The organism is Rhodovastum atsumiense (assembly GCF_937425535.1).
In the GTDB taxonomy this organism is placed as follows: Bacteria; Pseudomonadota; Alphaproteobacteria; order Acetobacterales; family Acetobacteraceae; genus Rhodovastum; species Rhodovastum atsumiense.
The window spans coordinates 1,452,501-1,475,420 of record NZ_OW485601.1 but is presented as its reverse complement, the minus strand read 5'-3'; the positions used below and the strand labels follow the sequence as shown (position 1 = coordinate 1,475,420).

Below are 22,920 nucleotides of genomic sequence, written 5' to 3'. Positions count from 1 at the left end.
CCATGATCATGATCTTCGGAAAGCCGCTGGTCCTGCTGTACGGCCAGCTCCTGCTCGGCCTGATCAACGGCGCGTTCTACGCGCTGCTGTCGCTGGGGCTCGCCGTCATCTTCGGCATGCTGAACATCATCAACTTCGCCCATGGCGCCCTGTTCATGCTCGGCGCCTTCGTGGCGTGGGGATTGCTGAACTACCTTGGCATCGGCTACTGGGCGGCGCTGGTTTTGGCACCGCTGATCGTCGGCGCCTTCGGGGTGGTGCTGGAACGCACGCTGATCAACAAGCTCTACAAGCTGGATCATATCTACGGCCTGCTGCTGACCTTCGGCGTGGCGCTGATCATCGAGGGGTTGGCCCGCAACGAGTTCGGCTCCTCCGGCATGCCCTATGCCATCCCGGCGGCCCTGCAGGGGGCGACCGATCTCGGCTTCATGATCCTGCCGAACTATCGTGGCTGGGTGGTGATCGCGGCGGCGACGATGTGCCTGCTGACCTGGCTGGTGATCGAGAAGACCCCGATCGGCTCGACGCTGCGCGCCGCCACCGAGAACGCGCCACTGGTGCAGGCCTTCGGCGTCAACGTGCCGCGCCTGGTCACGCTGACCTACGGCGCGGGCGTGGCGCTGGCGGCCTTCGCCGGCGTGCTGGCCGCGCCGATCTATTCGGTCAATCCCAACATGGGATCGTCCTTCATCATCGCGGTGTTCGCGGTGGTGGTGATCGGCGGGATGGGGTCGATCCTGGGCTCCATCGTCACCGGCTTCGGCCTGGGCATCCTCGAGGGGCTGACCAAGGTCTATTACCCGCAAGCCTCGGCGACGGTGATCTTCGTGGTGATGGTGATCGTGCTGCTGGCCCGTCCGGCTGGCCTGTTCGGAAGGGCTTGAGATGTCCGGCTTCACCCGCGCCCAGGCCGTCGCCTTCCTGGTGATGGTCGCCCTGATCGCCGTGGCACCCTTCCTGCTGTATCCCGTGTTCCTGATGAAGGTGCTGTGCTTCGCGCTGTTCGCCTGCGCCTTCAACCTGCTGGTCGGCTATGTCGGGCTGCTGTCCTTCGGCCATGCCGCGTATTTCGGCATGGGCAGCTACATCGCTGCCTGGACCGCCAAGAACTGGGGCGTGTCGGCCGAACTCGCCATCCTGTTCGGGGGGCTGACCGGCGCGGCCCTGGGCACGGTGTTCGGCTGGCTCGCCATCCGGCGCTCGGGCATCTACTTCTCGATGATCACGCTCGCGCTGGCGCAGATGGTCTATTTCTTCTGCCTGCAGGCGCCTTTCACCGGCGGTGAGGACGGCATCCAGCAGGTGCCCCGCGCCCCGCTCTTCGGCCTGATCCCGCTGCAGAACGACATGGCGCTGTACTGGCTGGTCGCCGTCATCTTCCTGATCGGCTTCCTGCTGATCCACCGCATCGTCCATTCGCCGTTCGGCCAGGTGATGAAGGCGATCCGCGAGAACGAGCCACGCGCGACCTCGCTCGGCTATCGCACCGATGACTACAAGTGGCTGGCCTTCGTGCTGTCCACCTTCCTCGCCGGGATCGCCGGCGGCACCAAGGCCCTGGTGTTCGGCATCGCCACGCTGACCGACGTGCACTGGTCGATGCACGGCGAGGTGGTGCTGATGAGCCTGGTGGGCGGACTCGGCACCGTGTTCGGACCGGTCATGGGCGCCCTGATCCTGACCGGCATGGAAAACTACCTCGCCCAGTTCGGCTCCTGGGTGACGGTGACACAGGGGGTCATCTTCGTCGTCTGCGTGATCGCGTTCCGCCGCGGCGTGATCGGCGAACTGGCCGCCGCGCTGCGGCTGAAACTGTAGCCCGGGGCGCTGCCCCGGCCCCGCCAGAGGCTCCGCCTCTGGACTCCGGCAGGGGTCGAAGACCCCTGCACCCCGGGTGTTTGGTTCCTGGGAGGGGGGCGAACCGGCACGGACCCGTCACCGGCGAGGATGCCCCCCCCTCCCAGGAACCAAACATGGGATCCAAGGGCCTTTGGCCCTTGGTGGAGGTCCAGGAGGCAAAGCCTCCTGGCGGGGGCGGGGCAGCGCCCCGCGCGTTCAGATCGGCGCGCTGCCCACGGAGGTGCCGCCGCACACGAACAGGGTTTGGCCGGTGACGAAGCCGTTCTCGGCGGCGGCGAAGAACAGCACGGCGCGGGCCACGTCCGCGGCCGTGCCGGGCCGGCCGACCGGGATGCCGGAAGGTGCCGTTTCCTGGAAGGGCGAGGCGCCGGCGATCGGTCCGGGGGCGACCACGTTGACGGTGATGCCGTGCGGGGCGAGTTCCAGGGCCCAGGTGCGGGCCATCCCGATCAGGCCGGCCCGGGTGGCCGAATCGGCGCTGCGGGTCGGCTGCCCCAGCGCCGCGCGGGAGGACAGCAATACGATCCGGCCGAACTTGGCGCCTTTCATGGCGGGCAGCGCGGCCTGCACCAGCAACACGGGGGCGGCGAGGTGAAGCTGCACCAGCGCGCCGAGGTCCTGCAGTTTCATCTCCTCCAGCGGGTCGGGCCGGAGGGCGCTGGCATTGTGGATGACATGGGTGATCTGGAAGCGGCTGGCCAGCTCGGCCGCCACCTGGCGGGTCGCGGTGGTATCCATCAGGTCGGCGGTGACGGCGTGCAGCCGCGGATGCTGCCAGGACGGGGCGCGACGGGCCAGCGACACCACCTCGGTGCCGGCCTGCAGCAATTGCCGGCAGATCTCGGCGCCGATGCCGGAGGAGCCTCCGGTGACCAGGGCGACGTGAGGCGTGGTCATGCCGCGACCAGGGCGAGCACGCGCAGCGGGCTGCCGGATCCGCCGCGGATCTTGAGCGGCGGGCTGACGATCAGGGCGCCGGTGGGGGGCAGCCGGTCGAGGTTGCACAGGCATTGCAGGCCGTAGCGGCCACGGCCGTGCATGGTGGAATGCGCCGGGTAGGGAGGCGTGAAGCGATGGGCCTGGCCGGCATCCGTGCTCATTGTTTCCACACCCAGGCCCAGGATGTCACGTTGCTCGAAGAGGAAGCGGATGGCGTCGGCATCGGGGCCGGGAGTATGGGCGCCGTCCTGGTGCAGGTTGACGAAGACGGCGCCGCGCCGCTTCGACCATTCCGTGCGCAGCAGCACCCAGGCACGGGCGGGGATCGTGCCGTGGCTTGCCTCCCAGGCCTGCAGGGTGTCGACGGTCAGGAGGAAGTCGGGATCCGCCCGGGCCTCGGCCGAGCAGTCGATGACGCAGGCGGGGGCGATGAAGTGCTCGGGGGGGATCGTGTCGGTGGTGTTCTGCGGCAGGTCCTTGCCCGAGATCCAATGGACGGGGGCGTCGAAATGCGTGCCGGTGTGCTCGCCGCAGGTGAAGTTGTTCCAGTACCAGTCGGGGCCGCGGCTGTCGTAGCGGGAAATCTCTTCCAGGCGGAACGGGGCGCATTGTCCGAACTCGGCCGGCAGGCTGACCACGGGGATGTCGGGAGAGAGGGTCTGGGTGAGGTCGATCACCTTGATCCGCCCGGCCAGCAGGTCGGCGGCAAACGCGGCAAGACTGCTCATCAGTGATGTTCCCCTCCGGTTTCGGTGCGGATTAGAGACCGGCGGCGCTTGCCCGCTCCAGCATTTTCACGGCATCCGGCTATGTCGGGAAAGCCCCTTGCGCATGCTGCAGATGGCGGAAGCCGACGGAAAACGGGAGTGGCGCCGTGTGGTTTCCCCTGCCCGGTGACAGCACCGTCGTCACCGGGCATCCTGGCCGGCCCCAGCGTCCGGACCCGCCAGCCCCATGCACATCAACGACCTCGACACGCCCGCCGTCCTCATCGACCTCGACATCATGGAGCGCAACCTGCGGCGCTGGCAGGCGCATTGCGACGCGCTCGGGCTGGCCAACCGGCCGCACATCAAGACCCACAAGATTCCCGAACTCGCCCGGCTGCAGGTCGGGCTCGGGGCGAAGGGCATCACCTGCCAGAAGCTCGGCGAGGCCGAGGTGATGGCGGATGCGGGGCTCGACGACATCCTGATCACCTTCAACCTGATCGGCGCGGCGAAGCTGGCGCGGGCCGTTGCCCTGGCGCGGCGGGTCAGGCTGTCGGTGGTGTGCGACAACGACGTGGTAGCGGAGGGGCTGTCCGCGGCCTTCGCAGCGGCGGGGCTGCGCCTGGACGTGTTGGTCGAGGTCGATACCGGCGCTGGCCGCAATGGCGTGCAGACCCCGGCCGAGGCGGTCGCCCTGGCCGAGCGCCTGTCCAACCGTTCCGGCATCCGCTTCGCCGGATTCATGACCTATCCCCCAAAGGGAGACGTGGAACGGCCGCGCGCCTTTCTCGCCGAGGCGCTGGCGTTGTGCCGGGCGAAGGGGCTGGAGGCGGCGGTGGTCAGCAGCGGCGGCACCCCGGATCTGTGGCAGGCCTCGCGGGAAGGGGGCGTCACCGAGCACCGCGCCGGTACCTATATCTTCAATGATCGCATGCAGATGCAGGCGGGATCGGCCTCGCTGGACGACTGCGCCATGACCGTGCTGGCGACGGTGGTCAGCCGTCCCACCCATGACCGGGCGATCCTCGACTGCGGCTCGAAATCGCTGGCCGCCGACCCACTCGGCCCGGGGCTGGGCCACGGCCATATCCTGACCTATCCCGAGGCGGTGATCCTGCGGCTGAACGAGGAGCATGGCACCGTCGATCTGTCGCGCTGCATCGGCCGGCCCGAAATCGGCGAGCGCGTGCGGGTGGTGCCGAACCATGCCTGTGTGGTGACGAACCTGCACGACCGGCTCTGGGGGGTGCGGGGCGAGCGGGTCGAGGCGCAATGGCCGGTGGCGGCGCGGGGGCTGACCGGCTGATCGCAGCGGCGGGAGCCGTCCCGGCAGGACACTGGCGCGACGCCGCCCGGATGGCTAGCATGCCGGGCGTGACGCAGCCAACGACGCCAGCGATTGCCAATGAATGAGGTGATTCGCCTCGTCCGCGCCCAGGATGACACGATCTGGGCGGTCGTTGCGTCGGTGGGCAAGACCACGCGCGTCGCCGAGGTTTTTCCCACCCGCGGGGCGGCCCTGGCCGATCGCGCCTGGCGCGAATCGCAGGTGCGGGCCTACGCCGCCTTCCTGGAAAGCTGCCGGCAGGCGGTGCCGCGCTACAGCGTCACGCCCATCCGCCGCACCGATCTCCCGCGCAAATGGAAGCCCTTGCCCGCGCTGGGCTTCCTGCGCGGGCAATTTCTTTAGGGCGGTCCCGGCCAGGCGGGGGAGGCGCTGACCGGAACGGTCAGCGCGCCCGGGTCAGAGGCCGGCGAACAGCGGCGTCGAGAGATAGCGTTCGGCAAAGCTGGGGGCGATGCTGACGATCAGCTTGCCGGTGTTGGCCGGGTCGCGTGCCAGCGCCAGGGCCGCGTGCAGCGAGGCCCCGGAGGAAATGCCGACCGGCAGCCCGTCCAGCCGGGCCACGCGCCGCGCCGTGGCGATCGCGTCGCGTTCCGAGACGCGGGCGATCTCGTCCACCAGCTTCGTGTCCAGCACCGAGGGGATGAAGCCGGGACCGATGCCCTGGATGCCGTGCGGGCCGGGCTCGTCACCGGACAGCACCGCGCTTTCCGAAGGTTCGACCAGCACGACGCGCAATTCGGGGCGGCGCTGCTTGAGCGCGCGGGCGATGCCGGTCAGCGTGCCGCCGGTGCCCGCCCCGCTCACCAGGATGTCGATGGCGCCGTCGGTATCCGCCCAGATCTCCTGGGCCGTGGTAGTGGCATGGATATCGGGATTGGCCGGGTTGTCGAACTGGCGCGGCATCCAGGCGCCCGGAGTCGCCGCCACGATCGCCTCGGCACGGGAAATGGCGCCGGCCATGCCCTGGCGCGCCGGCGTGAGCTGCACTTCGGCCCCGAGCAGGCGCAGCATCTTGCGCCGCTCGACCGAGGCTCCTTCCGGCATGGTCACGATCAGCCGGTAGCCACGCGCGGCGGCGACGAAGGCCAGCGCGATCCCGGTATTGCCGGAGGTCGGCTCGACCAGCACGGAACGATCCGGGGCGATGGTGCCCTCGGCTTCGGCACGCTCCACCATGGCCAGTCCGATGCGATCCTTCACCGAACCGAGCGGGTTGAAGAACTCCAGCTTCAGGGCGACATCGGCCAGCAGCTTTTCCTCGGCGGCCAGACGGGGAATGCGCACGAGAGGGGTGGCGCCGATGGTTTCGAGGATGCTGCCGTGAATCCGGCCCCGGGCCGGAGGAAGCGAAACGGACGCGCTACGCGCGCGGGATGCGGATTTTGACATGACGACAGGCTTAACACATACAGGCTGTATCACGAAGGGCGCACGTGGTTTCATGGCGCCGCGGCGAAAGGGTGGGGCCTCATGTTGATACGGCGTGACCGCGGGATGGTAGCGGTGACCGTACTATTGGATGTCGCGTTCCATGGCGGGCGGACCGCCACGGTGAGCGCGGCCGAGATTGCCGAGCGGCTGGGACTGGCGCGGCGCGGCATGGAGCCGCTGCTGCAGTCGCTCTCCCGTGCCGGGCTGCTCGAGAGCGTGCGCGGACCGCGCGGTGGCTACCGACTCGGCCGGCCGCGCCGGGATATCCGCATCTCCGATATCATCACCGTCGCCATGGCCAATGACGAGGCCGAGCCGACGGACGGGCCGGTCGGGCGGCTGCAGGAGGTCGTGGTCGACGGGCTGTGGAACGAGCTGGAGACGGCGATGCAGGAAAAGCTGTCGGCGTTGACGCTCGATGACCTGCTGCGCCGGGCCGCGGCCGCCGGGTTGCGGCGGCCCACCACGGAACCGATCAACTTCGCCATCTAGCGCTTCGGTCGCGACAGATGTCTCCGCCCCGTCGCGTGAGCCCGAGAGCCCTGTCCAGGGCACCGGGCCGGGCGGGGGGCGTGGCCACGAGGTTTGTTCCCCCATGGCCGCCTGCCTGCTAGAGTCCGGTCCCATGAACAAGAGGCTTGGCCTGACGATCGCGCTGGCGGCGGTTCTGCTCATCGCGCCATTCCTCATGGGACCGGTGGCGGCCCAGGACTCGCTGCTGAACGCGTCCTATGACCCGACGCGCGAGCTTTATCGCGACATCAATCGTGGCTTCGCCGCCGCCTGGCAACGCGACACCGGCCGGACCGTCCAGGTGAAGGCGTCGCATGGCGGATCGGGAGCCCAGGCGCGGGCGGTGCTGGACGGCCTGCCAGCCGACGTGGTGACGCTGGCCCTGGCGTCCGACATCGACGCGCTCGCCGCGCGGGGGCTGGTCGCCGGCGACTGGCAGACACGTCTGCCGGAGCGGGCCACCCCGTATACAAGTACGATCGTCCTGCTGGTGCGGGCGGGCAATCCCAAGGGAATTCACGACTGGCCGGACCTGGTGCGGCCGGGCGTGCAGGTGATCACGCCGAATCCGAAGACCTCCGGCGGGGCGCGGTGGAACTACCTGGCGGCGCTGGGCTGGGCATTGCGCCAGCCGGGCGCCACGGAAGCCTCGGGCGAGGCGTTCCTGCGCGAACTGTTCGCGCGCGTGCCGGTGCTGGACACCGGCGCGCGCGGCGCCACCGCCACCTTCGTGCAGCGCGGCCTGGGCGATGTGCTGCTGGCCTGGGAAAACGAGGCCCTGCTGGCGCTCGCCGAGTTCGGGGCCGGCCGGTTCGAGATCGTCTATCCGTCAGTTTCCATCCTGGCCGAGCCGCCCGTCGCCGTGGTGGACGCGGTGGTGGACCGGCGCGGCAGCCGGGCCGTGGCGGATGCCTATCTGCGCTTCCTGTACACGCCCGAGGGCCAGGAGATCTGCGCCAGGCACCATTTCCGGCCGCGCGATCCCGCCGTGGCGGCCCGTTACGTCACCAAGTTCCCGCCGGTGCCGACCTTCGGGATCGACATGTTCGGCGGCTGGGCCGAGGCGCAGGCACGCCACTTCGCCGATGGCGGCGTGTTCGACCGCGTGGCGGCACAGGTCCGGTAGCGGGCTCATGGGATCGATGCGGCTGGCCAGCCCGAGTCCGCTTCCCGGGTTCGGCACGGCCTTCGGCCTGACCTTGACCTGGGTCTCGCTGATCGTGCTGATCCCGCTGGCCGCCCTGGTGCTGCGGCCCTGGGAGCTCGGGATCGCGGGGGTGGTCGACTCGCTGTCGGGGACGCGGGTGATGGCGGCGCTGCGCCTGAGTTTCGGGGCGGCGCTGGCGGCGGCGGCGATCGATGTGCCGCTCGGGTTGCTGATCGCCTGGGTGCTGGTGCGCGGCCGCTTTCCCGGCCGCAGGCTGCTCGATTCCCTCGTCGACCTGCCGTTTGCGTTGCCGACCGCGGTGGCGGGCATCGCCCTGACCGCCATTTACGCCTCCAACGGGTGGGTTGGTTCCTGGCTTGCACCGATCGGCGTGAATGTGGCCTATGCACTTCCGGGCATCATGATAGCATTGATGTTCGTCGGCCTTCCCTATGTCGTGCGGACGGTGCAGCCGGTCCTGATGGATCTTGCGGCCGATGTGGAAGAGGCGGCGGCGACGCTGGGGGCCCGGCCGGCGCAGGTCTTCTGGCGCATCGTGCTGCCGGCAATCGCACCGGCGGCGATGACCGGCTTTGCCATGGCCTTCGCCCGGGCGGTTGGGGAGTATGGCTCGGTGATCTTCATCGCCGGCAACATGCCGGGCCAGACCGAAATCGCGCCGCTGCTGATCGTGATCCGGCTGGAGCAGTTCGACTATGCCGGTGCGGCGGCGCTCGCCCTGGCGATGCTGGTGCTGGCCTTCCTGATCCTGGGGACGGTCAATTTGCTGCAGCAGAAACTGTTCCGCGCGGCCCGGTGAAACGCCGACCATGACATTCCTGCGGTGATCCTGAGCCGATGACGGTACGACTGGGCGCCCCCCTTCCCACGGTGTTGCTGGCGCTGGCGGCATTGCTGGTGCTGGTGGTGCTGCCGTTGCTGGCGGTGTTCGCCGAGGTGGTGGCCCAGGGGATCGACCGTGGCCTGGCTACCTTCCACGATCCCGAATCGGTCGCCGCGATCCGGCTGACGCTGCTGATCGCGGCGATCACCGTGCCGGTGAACACGATCGGCGGGCTGGCGGCATCATGGTGCATCGCCCGGTTCTCGTTTCCGGGCCGCGGCGTGCTGCTGACCTTCATCGAACTGCCCCTGAGCGTCTCGCCGGTGATCTCCGGCCTGGTCTGGGTGCTGCTGTTCGGTGCCCGCGGCTGGTTCGGGCCGGCGCTGGAGGGAACCGGCTTCAGCATCGTCTTCGCCACCCCCGGCCTGGTGCTGGCGACGCTGTTCGTGACCTTCCCCTTCGTGGTGCGCCAGGTGGTGCCGCTGATGCAGGCGCAGGGCAGCGGCGAGGAAGAGGCGGCGCTGACCCTCGGGGCCGGTCCCTGGCGGATGTTCTGGCATGTCACGCTGCCGAATGTCCGCTGGGCGTTGCTGCAGGGGGTATTGCTGACCAATGCCCGGGCGATGGGCGAGTTCGGCGCGGTCGCCGTCGTCTCCGGGCGCATCCGCGGGCAGACGCTCACCATGCCGCTGCAGATCGAGGCCTTGTACAACGACTTCCAGGGGGCCGCGGCCTTCGCCATGGCGGCGCTGCTGGCCTTGCTTGCCCTGGTCACGCTCGCGGCCAAGACCGTGCTGGAATGGCGCACGGGACGAGGCGCGTCCCGGGCCGTGGAGACTGCGGCATGAGCGTCGCCCTGCACGGGGTTTCCAAGCGGTTCGGGCCGGCCGCGGCGCTGAGCGGCATCGAGCTGGAAGCGGCGGAGGGCGAGTTCCTGGCCCTGCTGGGCCCATCCGGGTCGGGCAAGACGACGCTGCTGCGCATCCTGGCCGGGCTCGACGAAGCGGATGGCGGGCAGGTGCTGATCGGCGGCCAGGACATGGAGGGCGTGCCGGCGCGCGCGCGGGGGGTCGGGTTCGTCTTCCAGCATTACGCCCTGTTCCGGCACATGACCGTCGCCGAGAACATCGCCTTCGGCCTGCGCGTGCGCCCGCGTGCGCGCCGGCCCGGCCGCGCGGCGATCCAGACGCGGGTCGCCGAGTTGCTCGCGCTGGTGCAGATGCCCGAGCTCGCCGGCCGCTATCCCGACCAGCTCTCGGGCGGGCAGCGGCAGCGCGTGGCGCTGGCCCGGGCGCTGGCGATCGAGCCGCGGGTGCTGCTGCTCGACGAGCCGTTCGGGGCGCTTGACCCGGCGGTGCGGCGCGACCTGCGGCGCTGGCTGCGCGAACTGCACGACCGCACCGGACTGACCACGGTGATGGTGACGCATGACCGGGCGGAGGCGATGGAGGTGGCCGACCGGGTGGCGATCCTGCGGGCCGGGCGGCTGGAGCAGGTGGACACGCCGGCCGGGCTGTGGACGACCCCGGGCAACCCCTTCGTCTACCGTTTTGTGGGGGAGACGGTCGAATTGCCCTGCATCATCCGAGGCCAGATCGCCCGCTTCGAGACGCCCGGCCTGCCGACGTTGCCGGCGCCGCTCGCCGATGGCCCGGCGCTGGCCATGCTGCGCCCGCACCAGGTCGGGTTGGTGGAAGGGGCGGGGGCGCGGGTGCGGGCGGTGTTCGCCGCCGGGCCGGCGGCCATGGTGGAACTGGAGGTCGGCGGGCGGGTGGTGGAAGTGGTCCTGCCGGTCGGCGAGGCCCCGCCACGGGTCGGCAGCACCTGGGGGCTGGATCTGCGCGCGGCGTCGTTCTTCCCCGCCGGTTGACGCCGGCCTGCCGGTTTCGATGCCAATCGGCAAGAGTGTGTCATCGAAGTTTCATCGAACTGCAATCTGGCGGTCGCCGACGCTGCATACGGTGCCGGCACGCACACACCGGGGGGTGGGGAGCTGCCCGCCAGCCCATGCCCGCCCCTGCGGGTGCGACTGAAGCTCCCAAGGAGGGATCATGAAGCTGGTTTCCACGACGCTGGCCATTGCCATGGCCGGCTTCACCTTTGCCGCGCAGGCGCAGCAGATCACCGGCGCGGGGGCGACCTTCCCGGCTCCCGTCTATGCCAAGTGGGGTGAGGCCGCGAAGCAGGCGACCGGACTCGAACTGAATTACCAGGCCATCGGCTCCGGCGGCGGGCAGAACCAGATCATCAATCGGACTGTCGATTTCGGGGCTTCCGACGCGCCGGTGGACACCGCCCGGCTGGAATCGAACCGCCTGCTGCAGTTCCCGACGGTGATGGGCGCCGTGGTTCCGATCGTGAACCTGCCGGGCATCGAGCCGAACAAGCTGAAGCTGACCGGTGAGCTGCTGACCGAGATCTACCTCGGCAAGATCACCAAGTGGAACGATCCGAAGCTGGCCGAGCTGAACCGGGACCTGAAGCTGCCGAACCTCGCCATCGCCCCGGTCTATCGGGCCGACGGCTCCGGCACCACCTTCGTGTTCACCTCCTACCTGTCCGCGGTGTCGCCGGACTGGAAGTCGCAGGTGGGCGCGAGCACGAGCGTGAAGTGGGTGGTCGGCAACGGCGCCAAGGGCAATGACGGCGTGGCGGCGACGGTCAAGCAGGTGCGCGGCGGCATCGGCTATGTCGAGAACGCCTATGCGACGCAGAACAAGCTGACCACCACGCAGCTGCGCAACAAGGCCGGCCAGTTCGTCGAGCCGACCCTGCCGGCCTTCACCGCGGCGGCCGAGGCGGGCGACTGGCGGGCGGCGCCGAACTACGCCGTGAACCTGATCGACACCGCCGGCGCCAAGGCCTGGCCGATCGTGTCGGCCACCTTCATCCTGCTGCCGAAGGATCCGAAGGACGCGACCCGCAGCGCCAACGTCATCAAGTTCTTCGACTACGCCTATCGCAACGGCGACCAGATCGCGCAGGGCCTGGAATACATTCCGCTGCCGGGCGCGGTGAAGGATTCGGTGCGGGCCTCCTGGCGCACGGAGATCCGCGGGGCAGACGGCGCCCCCGTCTACAAGTAAGTAACGTGCTCCTCCGCCGGGCCGGGCGCCGCAGGGTGCCCGGCCCGGTTTCGGCTGACCGAATGACTAGCCAGGGAACGTTCGTCTTGTCCCAAGCCGCAACCATTGCCGCTCCTCCTGCCCGCCGCCATGGGGCTTCCTCGGCCGCCGACAAGGTGTTCGGCGCCGCTACCATCGCCGCCGGCGTGTTCGTGCTGGTTCTGCTGGGGGCGATCATCGTCTCGCTGTTCATGGGCGGGCTGCCGAGCTTCCGCGCCTTCGGGATCGGTTTCGTATTCGATACCGAATGGGACCCGGTGCAGCAGGTCTTCGGCGCCGGCGTGCCGATCTTCGGCACCCTGGTCACGGCCTTCCTGGCCCTGCTGATCGCGGTGCCGCTCGCGTTCGGCATCGCCGTCTACCTCACCGAGATCGCCCCGGTCTGGTTCCGTCGTCCGGTCGGCACGGCCATCGAGCTGCTCGCCGCGGTGCCCTCCATCATCTATGGCATGTGGGGCTTCTTCGTAATCGTTCCGGTCATGTCGGAATACGTCCAGCCCTTCCTCTCCGACACCCTGGGCGAGACGCCGCTGATCGGCATCCTGTTCCAGGGGCCGCCCTTCGGCACCGGCATCCTGACGGCATCCCTGGTGCTGGCGGTGATGGTCATCCCCTTCATCGCCGCCACCATGCGCGACGTGTTCATGACAGTGCCGGCCGTCTACAAGGAATCCGCCTACGGCGTCGGCTGCACCACCTGGGAGGTGATACGCAGCATCGTGCTGCCGTACACCCGCGCCTCGGTGGTCGGCGGCATCATGCTCGGGCTCGGGCGGGCGCTGGGCGAGACCATGGCGGTGACCTTCGTGATCGGCAACACCAACCGCATCGCGACCTCGCTGTTCGATCCCGGCAACACCATCGCCTCGATCGTGGCGCTCGAATTCCCGGAAAGCCCGGCCGGCAGCCTGAAGCTGTCCTCGCTGCTGGCACTGGGCTTCATCCTGTTCGTGATCTCGTTCATCGTGCTCGCGATCTCGCGTACGCTGCTGCGGCCGCGTTCGGCGTGAGCGGGGGGATCCATCGATGAGCATCGCCCTGAAGACCACCCGCAATCCCACGGTCGCCGCGCGGCTGTCGCGCCGGCGGCGGCGGACGAACGGGGTGGTGAAGCTGCTCTGCACCGTCGCCACCATCATCGGCCTGGCTTTCCTGGCCTCGATCCTGGCCACCTTGCTGTGGCGCGGCTTTGCCGGCCTGGATCTGCACGTGTTCACCGACATCACGCGCCCCCCCGGGTCGAATGGCGGGTTGCTGAACGCGATCATCGGCAGCCTGATCCAGACCCTGATCGGCACCCTGATCGGCATGCCGATCGGCCTGCTGGTCGGCACCTACCTCGCCGAATACGCCCGCAACTCCGCGCTTGGGAACGCGGTGCGCTTCGTCTCCGACGTGCTGCTCTCGGCGCCGTCGATCCTGGTTGGCCTGTTCGTCTACACTATCATGGTGGGGCCGTTCGGCGGGTTCTCCGGCATCGCCGGCTGCGTGGCGCTGGCGGTGATCGTGATCCCGATCGTGGTGCGCACCACCGAGGACATGCTGCGGCTGATCCCCGTCCCGCTGCGGGAAGCGGCCTTCGCCCTGGGGGCGCCGAAATGGCGGGTGGTGATCCTGGTCTGCTACCGGGCCGCCCTGGACGGCATCGCCACCGGCGTGCTGCTGGCGGTGGCGCGGGTCGCCGGAGAGACCGCGCCGCTGCTGTTCACCTCATTGGGCAACCTGAACTGGTCGCTGAGCCTGACCGCACCGATGTCCAGCCTGCCGGTGACCATCTACCAGTATGCCGGCTCGGCCTTCGATGACTGGGTATCGCTGGCCTGGACCGGCGCCTTGCTGATCACCCTGGGCGTGCTGGCCCTGAACATCGTCGCGCGCTTCGCCCTGCGCCCGCGCACCTGACGCAACGAGGCCCCTGCTGATGAGCAACATCATGAACGAGACGCAGCAGCCCCCCGCGATTAGCACGATGACGGCGCGCGCCGAGGTCGTGCTCAATCAACCAAGGATTGCCATCCGCAACCTTGACTTCTTCTACGGCAGCAACCGTGCCCTGAAGGCCATCGACCTCGACCTGCCGGAGCGGCAGGTGACCGGCATGATCGGTCCCTCCGGGTGCGGCAAATCGACGTTGCTGCGCGTCCTCAACCGGATGTACGATTTGTACCCTGGGCAACGCGCAGTCGGTGAGGTGCTGCTGGATGGGCAGAATATTCTTGATGCCGGCGTCGACCTGAACCAGCTGCGCAGCCGCGTCGGCATGGTGTTCCAGAAGCCTACCCCCTTCCCGATGACGATCTACGAGAACATCACCTTCGGGGTGAAGCTGCACGAGCGTCTGAACAAGGCCGACCTGGACGAGCGGGTGGAATGGGCGCTGTCGCGCGCCGCGCTGTGGGACGAGGTCAAGGACCGCGTGCACAGTTCCGCCATGGGGCTGTCGGGCGGCCAGCAGCAGCGCCTGTGCATCGCCCGGACGATCGCCACCCGGCCGGAAGTGATCCTGTTCGACGAGCCGACCAGCGCGCTCGACCCGATCAGCACGCTGAAGATCGAGGAACTGATCGACGAGCTGAAGCAGGACTTCACCATCGCCATCGTCACCCACAACATGCAGCAGGCGGCGCGTTGCGCCGATCAGGTCGCGTTCTTCTACCTCGGCGAACTGATCGAGGTGGGCACCGCGACGCAGATGTTCACGGCACCGCGGCAACGGCGGACCCAGGAATACATTACCGGTCGCTTCGGTTGAAGAAAGGGGGCGTCATGTCTGACATGGCGGAGCACATCGTGAAAAGCTTCGAGCAGGAACTGGTTCGCCTGCGGACGCAGATCACGGATATGGGCGGCATGGTGGAGCGCCAGGTGGCGCTGGCCTGCGACGCGGTGCTGGAGCGCGATTCCGACGCCGCCGCCCAGGCGGTCGAGGCCGATCCCAAGGTCGATGCGCTGGAACGCGAGGTGGAGCAGTTCGTCATCCGCCTGCTGGCCCTGCGCCAGCCGATGGCGCAGGATCTCCGCCACATCGTCGCGGCGCTGAAGATCAGTGGCGAGCTGGAGCGTGTTGGCGACTATGCCAAGAACGTCGCCAAGCGGAGCATCGTGCTGGACCAGTTCAGCATGCCCTATCCGCTCACCGGGCTCGCGCACATGTCGCAGCTGGTGCAGCAGAACCTGAAATCCATCATCGACGCGCTGGGCGAGAACGACGCCGATCGCGCGATGGAGGTGTGGCGCTCCGACGAGGCGGTGGACGCCATCTACAACGCGCTGTTCCGCGAGCTGATCACCTACATGATGGAGGATCCGCGCAACATCACCCCCTGCGCGCATCTTCTGTTCATCGCCAAGAACCTCGAACGGATCGGCGATCACGCCACCAACATCGCCGAGATGGTGTACTATGCGGTGAAGGGGGAGCCGATCCCGGAAGTGCGGCCCAAGGGGGACAGCTCGGCCTATGCCGTGGTCCGCAGCCCACGGGAGTAAGTGCACATGGCGGAGCTGATCTCGTCGCTGGCCAGGCCATTGGTGCTCGTGGTGGAGGACGAAGCGGCGTTGGCGACGATGCTTCGCTACAACCTGGAAAAGCAGGGTTTCCGGGTGGACGAGGCGGCCGACGGACAGGAGGCGCTGACCCGCATTTCCGAGGCGCCGCCCGATCTGGTGCTGCTGGACTGGATGCTGCCGGTGATGTCGGGGATCGAGGTGTGCCGGCAGATCCGTCGCCGCTCGGAAACGCGCAACCTGCCGGTGATCATGGTGACCGCGCGCACCGAGGACCAGGATGCGGTGCGCGGCCTGAACACCGGGGCGGACGACTACATCACCAAGCCCTTCAACATGGATGCGCTGCTGGCGCGGATGCGCGCCCTGCTGCGCCGGGCCGGTGCGGTGCCGGCGAAGGGCACGCTGAGCTTCCATGACATCACCATGGACCAGGCGGCGCACCGTGTGCAGCGCGGTGGCCGTGCGGTGCACCTGGGGCCGACCGAGTACCGCCTGCTGGAATTCTTCCTGCGGCATCCGCGCCGGGTGTTCTCCCGCGAGGAGGTGCTGGACGCGGTGTGGGGCGCCGACATCCATGTCGAGCCGCGCACGGTGGACGTGCATATCCGCCGGCTGCGCAAGGCGCTGAACGCCGAAGGGGAGCTGGACGTGGTGCGCACGGTGCGCGCGGCGGGATACGCGCTGGATACGGAGCCTGTCTGATCCGTCGCCGGCGCGGGCCCGCCGAACCATCCAACCTGCAGGATAATCTGCGCCGCCGGCTCGACCGCCGGGCATGGTATGACGCATCATGGCTGTTGCTTGCTCATGCGTGGGGAGATGCCATCGATGTCGTCCGCAGATTATCCTGCCGTCCCGTTGTTCATTGACGGCGCCTGGACGCCAGCCCGGTCGGGCAAGACCCTGACGGTGGTCAACCCTGCGACCGGCGAGGCGCTGGGCACGCTGGCCCATGCCGGTACGGAGGACCTGGACCAGGCCCTGGCGGCCGCGGAGCGCGGCTTCGCCGTCTGGCGGAAAGTGTCGGCCCATGACCGCGCCAAGGTGATGCGCAAGGCGGCCACCCTGATTCGCGAGCGGGCCGACAGCATCGCCCGGCTGATGACCCTGGAGCAGGGCAAGCCGCTGGCGGAGGCAAAGGGCGAGCTGCTGTTTGCCGGCGACATCATCGAATGGTTCGCCGAGGAGGCCCGTCGCACCTATGGACGGGTGATTCCGGCGCGCGCCGAAGGGGTCACCCAGCTCGTCGTCAAGGAGCCGGTCGGCGTGGTCGCCGCCTTCACCCCGTGGAACTTCCCGGTCAACCAGGCCGTGCGCAAGATCTCGGCGGGGGTGGCGGCCGGATGCGCGGTGATCCTGAAGGGACCCGAGGAAACCCCGGCTTCCTGCGCGGAGCTTGTCCGGGTCTACCAGGACGCAGGGCTGCCGCCGGGGGTGGTGCAACTGGTCTTCGGCGTGCCGGCCGAGATTTCCGAGTACCTGATCCCGCATCCGACGGTGAAGAAGATTTCCTTTACCGGCTCGACCGTCGTGGGCAAACACCTCACCGCCCTGGCCGGGGCGCACATGAAGCGGGTGACGATGGAACTGGGCGGGCACGCGCCGGTCATCGTGTTCGAGGATGCCGACATCGCCGCTGCCGCCCGCATCCTCGCCGCCAACAAGTTCCGCAACGCCGGACAGGTCTGCATCTCGCCGACACGCTTCCTGGTGCAGGAGAGCGTGTACGAGGATTTCGTCGGCCGCTTTGTCGATTTTGCCAGGGCGGTGAAGGTGGGCGATGGCCTGCAGCCGGGCACGACGATGGGCCCGTTGGCCAACCCCCGCCGCGTGACGGCGATGGAAGGCTTCGTGCAGGACGCCGTTCAGAAGGGCGCCGAACTGCGCACGGGCGGCAAGCGCATTGGCAACAAAGGCAATTTCTTCGAGCCAACGGTGCTGACCGGGGTGACGCGCGAGATGCGGGTGATGAACGAGGAGCCGTTCGGCCCGCTTGCCCTGATGATGCCGTTCCACGGCTTCGACGATGCCGTGGCGGAGGCGAACCGTCTTCCCTTTGGGTTGGCTTCCTACGCGTACACCCGTTCGGTGAAGACCGCTTCGGCCATCGCCGCAGCCGTTGAAAGCGGGATGATGTCGATCAATCACCACGGTCTGGCCCTGCCGGAAGTGCCCTTTGGCGGGATCAAGGATTCCGGCTATGGCTCGGAAGGCGGCAGCGAGGCGATCGAGGCCTATCTGAACACGAAGTTCATTACCCAGGCAGAAGCTTAAGCCAAGGCAAGGGCTTTGCCCTTGACCCACCAAGGGCCACAAGGCCCTTGGATCCCATTCTCGCTGCGCGGCACAGAGTCATGGGTTCCAAGGGCGTAGCCCTTGGTGGAGGTCCAGGAGGCGAAGCCTCCTGGTAGGGTGCGGGGCAACGCCCCGCCAACGCCGCTTCAGCGCAGGCGCATCCCGCTCTGCCACACGGCAGTGACCGCAAGGCCCGTGTCGAGTGCCACCAGATCGGCGACATGGCCAGCGCCGATGCGGCCACGGTCGGCCAGCCGGGCGACGCGTGCGGGCGTCGCCGTGGCCATGCGCAGTGCCGCTTCCAGAGGCAGGCCGGCGTCCCGGACGACGACGCGCACGGCTTCCGCCAAGGTCAGGTGCGCCCCCGCGAGCGTGCCGGCGTCATTGACCAGGCGGCCTTCGTGCAAGTGGATCCGTTCGCCGCCAAGGCTGAAACCGGTGCAGTCCGAGCCGGCTGTCGGCATGGCATCAGAGACCAGGAACAGCGCATCCGGCCCCTTCGCCGCGAAGGCGATGCGCAGGCTGGCCAGATGCACGTGCAGCCCGTCGGCGATGATGCCGGCCGGGACCGTGGCCCGGTCCAGGGCGGCGCCCACCGTCCCGGGCGCGCGCGAGGTGAAGGCTGACATGGCATTGTACAAGTGTGTAAAGCCGCTGATGCCGGCTTCCAGCCCTGCCAGCACCTGCTCGTAGGTGGCTTCGGTATGTCCGGCGAAGACGATGATTCCGGCCTGCGCCAGGCGGTGGATCCGCGCGGGCGTGGTGGTTTCCGGTGCGAGCGTGACCAGCAGCGGGGCAGGGAAGGGGCGGCAGAGCATCTCGACATCGGCATCGGTCAGGGAGGTGACCGCGTCGGCCGGATGGATGCCGCGGCGGGTGCCGGCGATGAACGGGCCTTCGAGATGCAGGCCGACGATGCCGGGCACCTGTTGTGCCATGGCATCGTCGGCGGCCTGCAGGGCGGCCTGGAGCTGCGGCCGCGTGCCGCTGATCAGCGTGGGCAGGATGGCGGTGCTGCCAGCGTGGGCATGGGCGGCGGCGATGCGGCCCAGGGCCCTGGCATCGATCTGGTCGTTGAACAGCACGCCGCCGCCACCGTTCACCTGCAGGTCGATGAATCCCGGCGCGAGCAGCAGGGAGGCGGGCAATCGCTCGGCGTTGGTCGGGGCCTCGGTGCCCGGTCGCACCGCGACGATGCGAGCGTCCTCCAGCCAGACGGCGCAATCCTCGTGCAGGGACTGGCCGTCGAACAGGCGGGCGGCCCGGATCACGGTCATGGCGCCAGCTCCGTCAGGGCCGCATGCAGATGGCCGCCGTGGCGGGCCAGCAAGGCGTCGGCGGCGGCACGATCCAGGCCGCGCAGCAGCAGGATGGCGGTTTTCACGCGCCCGCCGGCCGCTTCCAGCGCCGCCGCGATCGCGGTGTCGTCGCGACCGGTCAGCTCGCGCAGCATGCGCACGGCGCGGGTCCGCAACTTGGCGTTGCGGGCGTTCATGTCCACCATCAGTCCACGATGGACCCGCCCGAGGCGCAGCATCACCAGCGTCGAGAACAGGTTGAGGACGACCTTCTGTGCCGTCCCTGCCTTCATCCTGGTCGATCCGGCGATCGCCTCGGCGCCGGTCGACACCAGGATCGGATGCGCGGCGGCGGCCAGCAAGCTGCCGCCCGGACTGTTGGCGATGCCGATGGTCAGGGCCCCGCGTTCGGCGGCAGCCTCGATCACGGTGGTGGTGTAGGGGGTCGAGCCGCTCGCGGCGATGCCGATGACCACGTCCTGCGCCGAGATGGCGTGTGCGGCAACGTCGCTTCGGGCGGCGTCGCGGTCATCCTCGGCGTTTTCCACGGCCTGCGTGAAAGCCCGCGTGCCGCCGGCCATCAGCAGGACGAGACGGTCTTCCGGCCAGTCGAAGGTGGGCGGCAGTTCCGCGCCGTCCTGGACGCCGATGCGCCCGGAGGTCCCGGCGCCGGCGTAGACGAGTCGCCCGCCCTGCGCGAGTCGGGGCAGGGCTGCCTCGGCCGCCTCGGCGATCGCCGGCAGGGCCGGCTGCACCGCCGCAACGGCGCTGAGCTGGCCTTCCCACATGGCGAGCAGCGCATCCGTTGCCGGCCAGCGATCAAGATCCTGGTAGCGCCGGCTGACCGTCTCGGTGGCGGGAAGGTCTCCCCGCCCGGTTGTGGGAGTCTGCACGGGTGAGCTTAACCTTTCATAACCGGTGCGCTGGCGCATTGACCCTTCGGGGCAGTCGGAAAATGACCATATCCCCACGAACAGGACCGGTGTGGCTTCCGTTTCCGCCGTGCAGGACGAAGAATTCCGCCCTGCTGCGGAAAACCCCTGTTGCTGCTTGTCGTCTTTGTCAGAGTATCATACGCCGCATCCGATTCGCCGAAAGCGAGTCGGCCGTCACCACACAGCGGAAGGAAACCAAACCGCATGTCGAAAGCCTTCATCGCACAGGTCATCCAGGAGTCCACCAACCTGACCGGCACGGCCTCGAACCGCGCCGCGGGCGACCTGATGGCTGCCATCGTCAAGGAACTGAAGAAGAACGGCCGCTTCACGCTGCCCAGCTTTGGCACTTTCATTGTCCGCAAGACCAAGGCGCGCAAGGGCCTGAACCCGCGCACCGGCGAGGCGATCAAGGTGAAGGCGGGAAAAACCGTTCGCTTCAAGGCCTCGCCTACGCTGAAGAAGGCGGTCTGACGGAAGGGCCAGGGGCACCGCCCCTGGATCCCGTCGTTCTGCTTTCGCGCGGCGAAAGCAGATCGGCTGGCGAGGAAAAGCGGCGTCGGCCTCGCGTCAGATGTCCACGTCCTGGACCGTCCGGGCATGTTCCTGGATGAAGGCGAAGCGCAGCTCCGGCTTGCGCCCCATCAGGCTTTCGACCAGTTCGCTGGTGCGCGCCCGATCTTCCTGCGGGGCGACCACCTTCAGCAGCGTCCGCCGCATCGGATCCATTGTGGTTTCCTTGAGCTGCGCCGGCGGCATTTCGCCTAAGCCCTTGAAGCGGCTGACCTCAACCTTGGCATTGGCCTTGAAATGCTGCCGAAGTTTGCGGTCGCGATCGGCGTCGTCCATGGCGTAGACCGATTTCGCGCCCTGCGTCAGCCGGTACAGCGGCGGCTGCGCCAGGAAGACGTGACCGTTTCGCATAAGTTCCGGCAGCTCACGGTAGAAGAACGTCATCAACAAAGAAGCGATGTGGGCGCCGTCGACGTCAGCATCGGTCATGATGACGATGCGTCCATAGCGCAGCTTGCTGCGGTCGAAGCGATCACCGACGCCACAGCCCAGCGCCTCGATCAGATCCTTCAGTTCCTGGTTCTGGCGAAGCTTGTCGGCCGAAGCGCTTGCGACATTCAGGATTTTTCCACGCAGCGGCAGCACCGCCTGGGTCGCGCGGTCACGCGCCTGCTTGGCCGAGCCGCCGGCGCTGTCGCCCTCCACCAGGAAGATCTCGGTGCGTTCGGCGTCTTCCACACTGCAATCGGCGAGCTTGCCCGGCAGGCGCAGCCGGCGGGTGGCCGATTTACGTGGCGTATCCTTCAACTCCCGCCGGCGCAGCCGTTCCTCGGCGCGCTCGATGACGTAGGCGAGGAGGTTGTCGGCGGTGGTCGGGTCCCCGGCAAGGAAATGGTCGAAGCGGTCACGCAGGGCCGATTCCACCAGGCGCGCGGCTTCAGGGCTGGTGAGCTTTTCCTTGGTCTGGCCCTGGAATTGCGGCTCGCGCACGAAGGCCGAAAGCTTCGCGGCCATGCCGCCTGTCAGGTCTTCGGCGACGATGGCGGCGGCACGGCGGTTGTTGCGCTGCTCGCCCCAGGCTCGCAGGCCCTTCAGCAGGGCCGCGCGGAATCCGGCCTCATGCGTGCCGCCCTGTGATGTCGGGATGGTGTTGCAATAGGAATCGAGCGCGCCTTCCCCCGAATCGAGCCAGACCACCGCCCATTCGACGCGGCCGGCTTTCTGCCCGTCCGGTCCAAGGGGGAATTCGGCCTCGCCCGCCCAGATCGGGGCAACCCGGGATGCGCCGTTGATGTCGGCTTCCAGGCTGTCGCGCAGGCCGCCGGGGAAGTGCAGCACCGCCTCGGCCGGGGTGTCGTCCTTCTTGATCAGGGCGGGATCGCAGGCCCAGCGTATCTCGACGCCGCGGAACAGGTACGCCTTGGAGCGGCACAGGCGATAGAGCCGCGCCGGCTGGAACTGCAGGTCGCCGAAGATCTGCGGGTCGGGATGGAAGCGGATGGAGGTGCCGCGGCGGTTCTGGACGCTGCCGGCATTGGTCAGCTTGGTCTTCGGCTTGCCGCGGGTATAATCCTGCTTCCACAATGTACGGTCGCGCGCGACTTCCACCTGCAGCAGGTCCGACAGGGCGTTCACCACCGAGGAGCCGACGCCGTGCAGACCGCCCGAGGTGTTGTAGATCTTGCCGCTGAACTTCCCGCCGGAATGGAGGGTGGTGAGAATCACCTCCAGAGCGGAGAGATGCTTGAACTTGGGATGCGGATCCACCGGGATGCCGCGGCCATTGTCCCGGACGGTGAGGAAATTGCCGCTCTCCAGCCGCACCTCGATCCGGTCGGCATGGCCGGCCACGGCCTCGTCCATGGCGTTGTCGAGCATCTCGGCGGCGAGGTGGTGCAGGGCGGCCTCGTCGGTGCCGCCGATATACATGCCGGGACGGCGCCGGACGGGCTCGAGCCCTTCAAGGACCTCGATATCCTTGGCGGAATACTCCGCCGAATCGCGCCCCCCCTTCTTGGAAGACGCACCGAACAGATCGTCGTTCATGCTGTGTTCCCGTGCCGCGGCCGCACTCTAACCAGGGCGGCCGCGTCGGAGCAAGCACGGGCGGTGTCAGCCCTGCCGCTGATGTGCTTCCAGGAACCACAGCCACTTGTCGAGGCCGCGCGAGACTTCGGTGAAGATATCGGCGGAATTGGCGTCGCCGGCCTCGGCCACCTCGTCGATGTTGCGACGGACCTGGTTGGCCAGCACGGCGGTGCGTTCGAGCAGGGCCTGCAGATGTGCTTCAACGGCAATGATGTCGGTGGGGTAGGGGGCGAGCTGGCTGGTCTGCGCGACGGCCTGCGAGGTGCCGAGCGCGATGGCGCCGAGCTGGCTGACGCGCTCTGCGATCGTGTCGACATATTCGTCGACGTCGGTGCGGAACTCGTCGAGCATCTTGTGGACG

The 22,920-nt window shown here is 68.4% G+C and carries 24 protein-coding genes (1 of these 24 cut by a window edge); 17 read left to right on the top strand and 7 right to left on the bottom strand.

The window, feature by feature from the left end; genetic code table 11:
- The first annotated feature begins 2 nt into the window (after nt 1-2).
- A complete protein-coding gene (locus NBY65_RS06555) occupies nt 3-887 on the top strand; it encodes a branched-chain amino acid ABC transporter permease (protein WP_150040032.1) in 885 nt (294 codons plus the stop codon).
- 1 nt (nt 888) lies between these two features.
- Complete coding sequence (locus NBY65_RS06550) at nt 889-1,821, top strand: branched-chain amino acid ABC transporter permease (protein WP_150040033.1); 933 nt, start codon at nt 889-891, stop codon at nt 1,819-1,821.
- Nucleotides 1,822-2,058: 237 nt separating this feature from the next.
- Here NBY65_RS06550 and NBY65_RS06545 read toward each other — a convergent pair whose 3' ends face one another.
- Nucleotides 2,059-2,760, bottom strand: a complete 702-nt coding sequence (locus tag NBY65_RS06545) for an SDR family NAD(P)-dependent oxidoreductase (RefSeq protein WP_150045274.1) — start codon at nt 2,758-2,760, stop codon at nt 2,059-2,061.
- Nucleotides 2,757-3,530, bottom strand: coding sequence for a cyclase family protein (locus tag NBY65_RS06540; protein ID WP_150045275.1), 774 nt, complete (start codon nt 3,528-3,530; stop codon nt 2,757-2,759). The genes NBY65_RS06545 and NBY65_RS06540 overlap by 4 nt, the downstream gene beginning before the upstream one ends.
- Nucleotides 3,531-3,756: 226 nt before the next feature.
- Here NBY65_RS06540 and NBY65_RS06535 point away from each other — a divergent pair, with 226 nt between their 5' ends.
- Complete coding sequence (locus tag NBY65_RS06535; protein ID WP_150045276.1) at nt 3,757-4,818, top strand: D-TA family PLP-dependent enzyme; 1,062 nt, start codon at nt 3,757-3,759, stop codon at nt 4,816-4,818.
- A 99-nt stretch (nt 4,819-4,917) separates the two neighbouring features.
- Entirely contained in the window at nt 4,918-5,202 is a 285-nt protein-coding gene (locus tag NBY65_RS06530; protein ID WP_150045277.1) for a hypothetical protein, read from the top strand.
- A 54-nt stretch (nt 5,203-5,256) separates the two neighbouring features.
- Here the strand turns inward: NBY65_RS06530 and cysK are convergent, their stop codons facing one another.
- Nucleotides 5,257-6,249, bottom strand: a complete 993-nt coding sequence (gene cysK, locus NBY65_RS06525; RefSeq protein WP_150045278.1) for a cysteine synthase A — start codon at nt 6,247-6,249, stop codon at nt 5,257-5,259.
- An 81-nt stretch (nt 6,250-6,330) separates the two neighbouring features.
- On the opposite strand from cysK, the gene NBY65_RS06520 reads away from it, so the two are divergent.
- The 12 genes from NBY65_RS06520 (at nt 6,331) to NBY65_RS06465 (ending at nt 17,704) form a co-directional block, all read left to right on the top strand.
- Nucleotides 6,331-6,783, top strand: a complete 453-nt coding sequence (locus tag NBY65_RS06520; RefSeq protein WP_150045279.1) for an RrF2 family transcriptional regulator — start codon at nt 6,331-6,333, stop codon at nt 6,781-6,783.
- Between the two features lie 133 nt (nt 6,784-6,916).
- Nucleotides 6,917-7,930, top strand: a complete 1,014-nt coding sequence (locus tag NBY65_RS06515) for a sulfate ABC transporter substrate-binding protein (RefSeq protein WP_150045280.1) — start codon at nt 6,917-6,919, stop codon at nt 7,928-7,930.
- Nucleotides 7,931-7,946: 16 nt separating this feature from the next.
- Complete coding sequence (gene cysT, locus NBY65_RS06510) at nt 7,947-8,771, top strand: sulfate ABC transporter permease subunit CysT (protein WP_150045296.1); 825 nt, start codon at nt 7,947-7,949, stop codon at nt 8,769-8,771.
- Between the two features lie 38 nt (nt 8,772-8,809).
- Nucleotides 8,810-9,643: a sulfate ABC transporter permease subunit CysW gene (gene cysW, locus NBY65_RS06505; protein ID WP_150045281.1), complete on the top strand. Its 834-nt coding sequence runs from the start codon at nt 8,810-8,812 to the stop codon at nt 9,641-9,643.
- Nucleotides 9,640-10,665 carry a sulfate/molybdate ABC transporter ATP-binding protein gene (locus NBY65_RS06500; protein WP_150045282.1) on the top strand — a complete coding sequence of 342 codons (1,026 nt, stop codon included), beginning with the start codon at nt 9,640-9,642 and terminating at the stop codon, nt 10,663-10,665. The genes cysW and NBY65_RS06500 overlap by 4 nt, the downstream gene beginning before the upstream one ends.
- A 181-nt stretch (nt 10,666-10,846) precedes the next feature.
- Complete coding sequence (gene pstS / locus NBY65_RS06495) at nt 10,847-11,881, top strand: phosphate ABC transporter substrate-binding protein PstS (protein ID WP_150045283.1); 1,035 nt, start codon at nt 10,847-10,849, stop codon at nt 11,879-11,881.
- An 86-nt stretch (nt 11,882-11,967) separates the two neighbouring features.
- Nucleotides 11,968-12,930, top strand: a complete 963-nt coding sequence (pstC, locus tag NBY65_RS06490; protein ID WP_239003191.1) for a phosphate ABC transporter permease subunit PstC — start codon at nt 11,968-11,970, stop codon at nt 12,928-12,930.
- Between the two features lie 16 nt (nt 12,931-12,946).
- The gene (gene pstA / locus NBY65_RS06485; RefSeq protein ID WP_150045285.1) at nt 12,947-13,822 is read left to right on the top strand and encodes a phosphate ABC transporter permease PstA; all 876 of its coding nucleotides are present in this window, start codon (nt 12,947-12,949) and stop codon (nt 13,820-13,822) included.
- Nucleotides 13,823-13,889: 67 nt separating this feature from the next.
- Nucleotides 13,890-14,672, top strand: a complete 783-nt coding sequence (pstB, locus tag NBY65_RS06480) for a phosphate ABC transporter ATP-binding protein PstB (RefSeq protein ID WP_150045297.1) — start codon at nt 13,890-13,892, stop codon at nt 14,670-14,672.
- Between the two features lie 14 nt (nt 14,673-14,686).
- Nucleotides 14,687-15,409 carry a phosphate signaling complex protein PhoU gene (gene phoU, locus NBY65_RS06475; protein ID WP_150045286.1) on the top strand — a complete coding sequence of 241 codons (723 nt, stop codon included), beginning with the start codon at nt 14,687-14,689 and terminating at the stop codon, nt 15,407-15,409.
- 6 nt (nt 15,410-15,415) lie between these two features.
- The gene (gene phoB, locus NBY65_RS06470) at nt 15,416-16,132 is read left to right on the top strand and encodes a phosphate regulon transcriptional regulator PhoB (protein WP_150045287.1); all 717 of its coding nucleotides are present in this window, start codon (nt 15,416-15,418) and stop codon (nt 16,130-16,132) included.
- Nucleotides 16,133-16,258: 126 nt separating this feature from the next.
- The gene (locus NBY65_RS06465; RefSeq protein WP_150045288.1) at nt 16,259-17,704 is read left to right on the top strand and encodes an NAD-dependent succinate-semialdehyde dehydrogenase; all 1,446 of its coding nucleotides are present in this window, start codon (nt 16,259-16,261) and stop codon (nt 17,702-17,704) included.
- 167 nt (nt 17,705-17,871) lie between these two features.
- Here the strand turns inward: NBY65_RS06465 and nagA are convergent, their stop codons facing one another.
- Nucleotides 17,872-19,002: an N-acetylglucosamine-6-phosphate deacetylase gene (nagA, locus tag NBY65_RS06460; RefSeq protein ID WP_150045289.1), complete on the bottom strand. Its 1,131-nt coding sequence runs from the start codon at nt 19,000-19,002 to the stop codon at nt 17,872-17,874.
- On the bottom strand, nt 18,999-19,916 hold the full coding sequence (locus NBY65_RS06455; protein WP_239003194.1) for an N-acetylmuramic acid 6-phosphate etherase: 918 nt from the start codon (nt 19,914-19,916) through the stop codon (nt 18,999-19,001). Before NBY65_RS06455 ends, nagA begins: the two co-directional genes overlap by 4 nt.
- Before the next feature lie 246 nt (nt 19,917-20,162).
- Here NBY65_RS06455 and NBY65_RS06450 point away from each other — a divergent pair, with 246 nt between their 5' ends.
- Nucleotides 20,163-20,432 (top strand): HU family DNA-binding protein, encoded by a 270-nt coding sequence (locus NBY65_RS06450; protein WP_150045291.1) that lies wholly within the window; start codon nt 20,163-20,165, stop codon nt 20,430-20,432.
- Between the two features lie 96 nt (nt 20,433-20,528).
- Here the strand turns inward: NBY65_RS06450 and parE are convergent, their stop codons facing one another.
- Complete coding sequence (gene parE / locus NBY65_RS06445; RefSeq protein WP_150045292.1) at nt 20,529-22,517, bottom strand: DNA topoisomerase IV subunit B; 1,989 nt, start codon at nt 22,515-22,517, stop codon at nt 20,529-20,531.
- Between the two features lie 66 nt (nt 22,518-22,583).
- On the bottom strand, nt 22,584-22,920 hold the 3' portion of the coding sequence (dps, locus tag NBY65_RS06440) for a DNA starvation/stationary phase protection protein Dps (protein WP_150045293.1). Its footprint extends 149 nt past the window's final position; 337 of the gene's 486 nt are visible here — the last part of the coding sequence; the start codon falls outside the window, past its right edge; its stop codon occupies nt 22,584-22,586.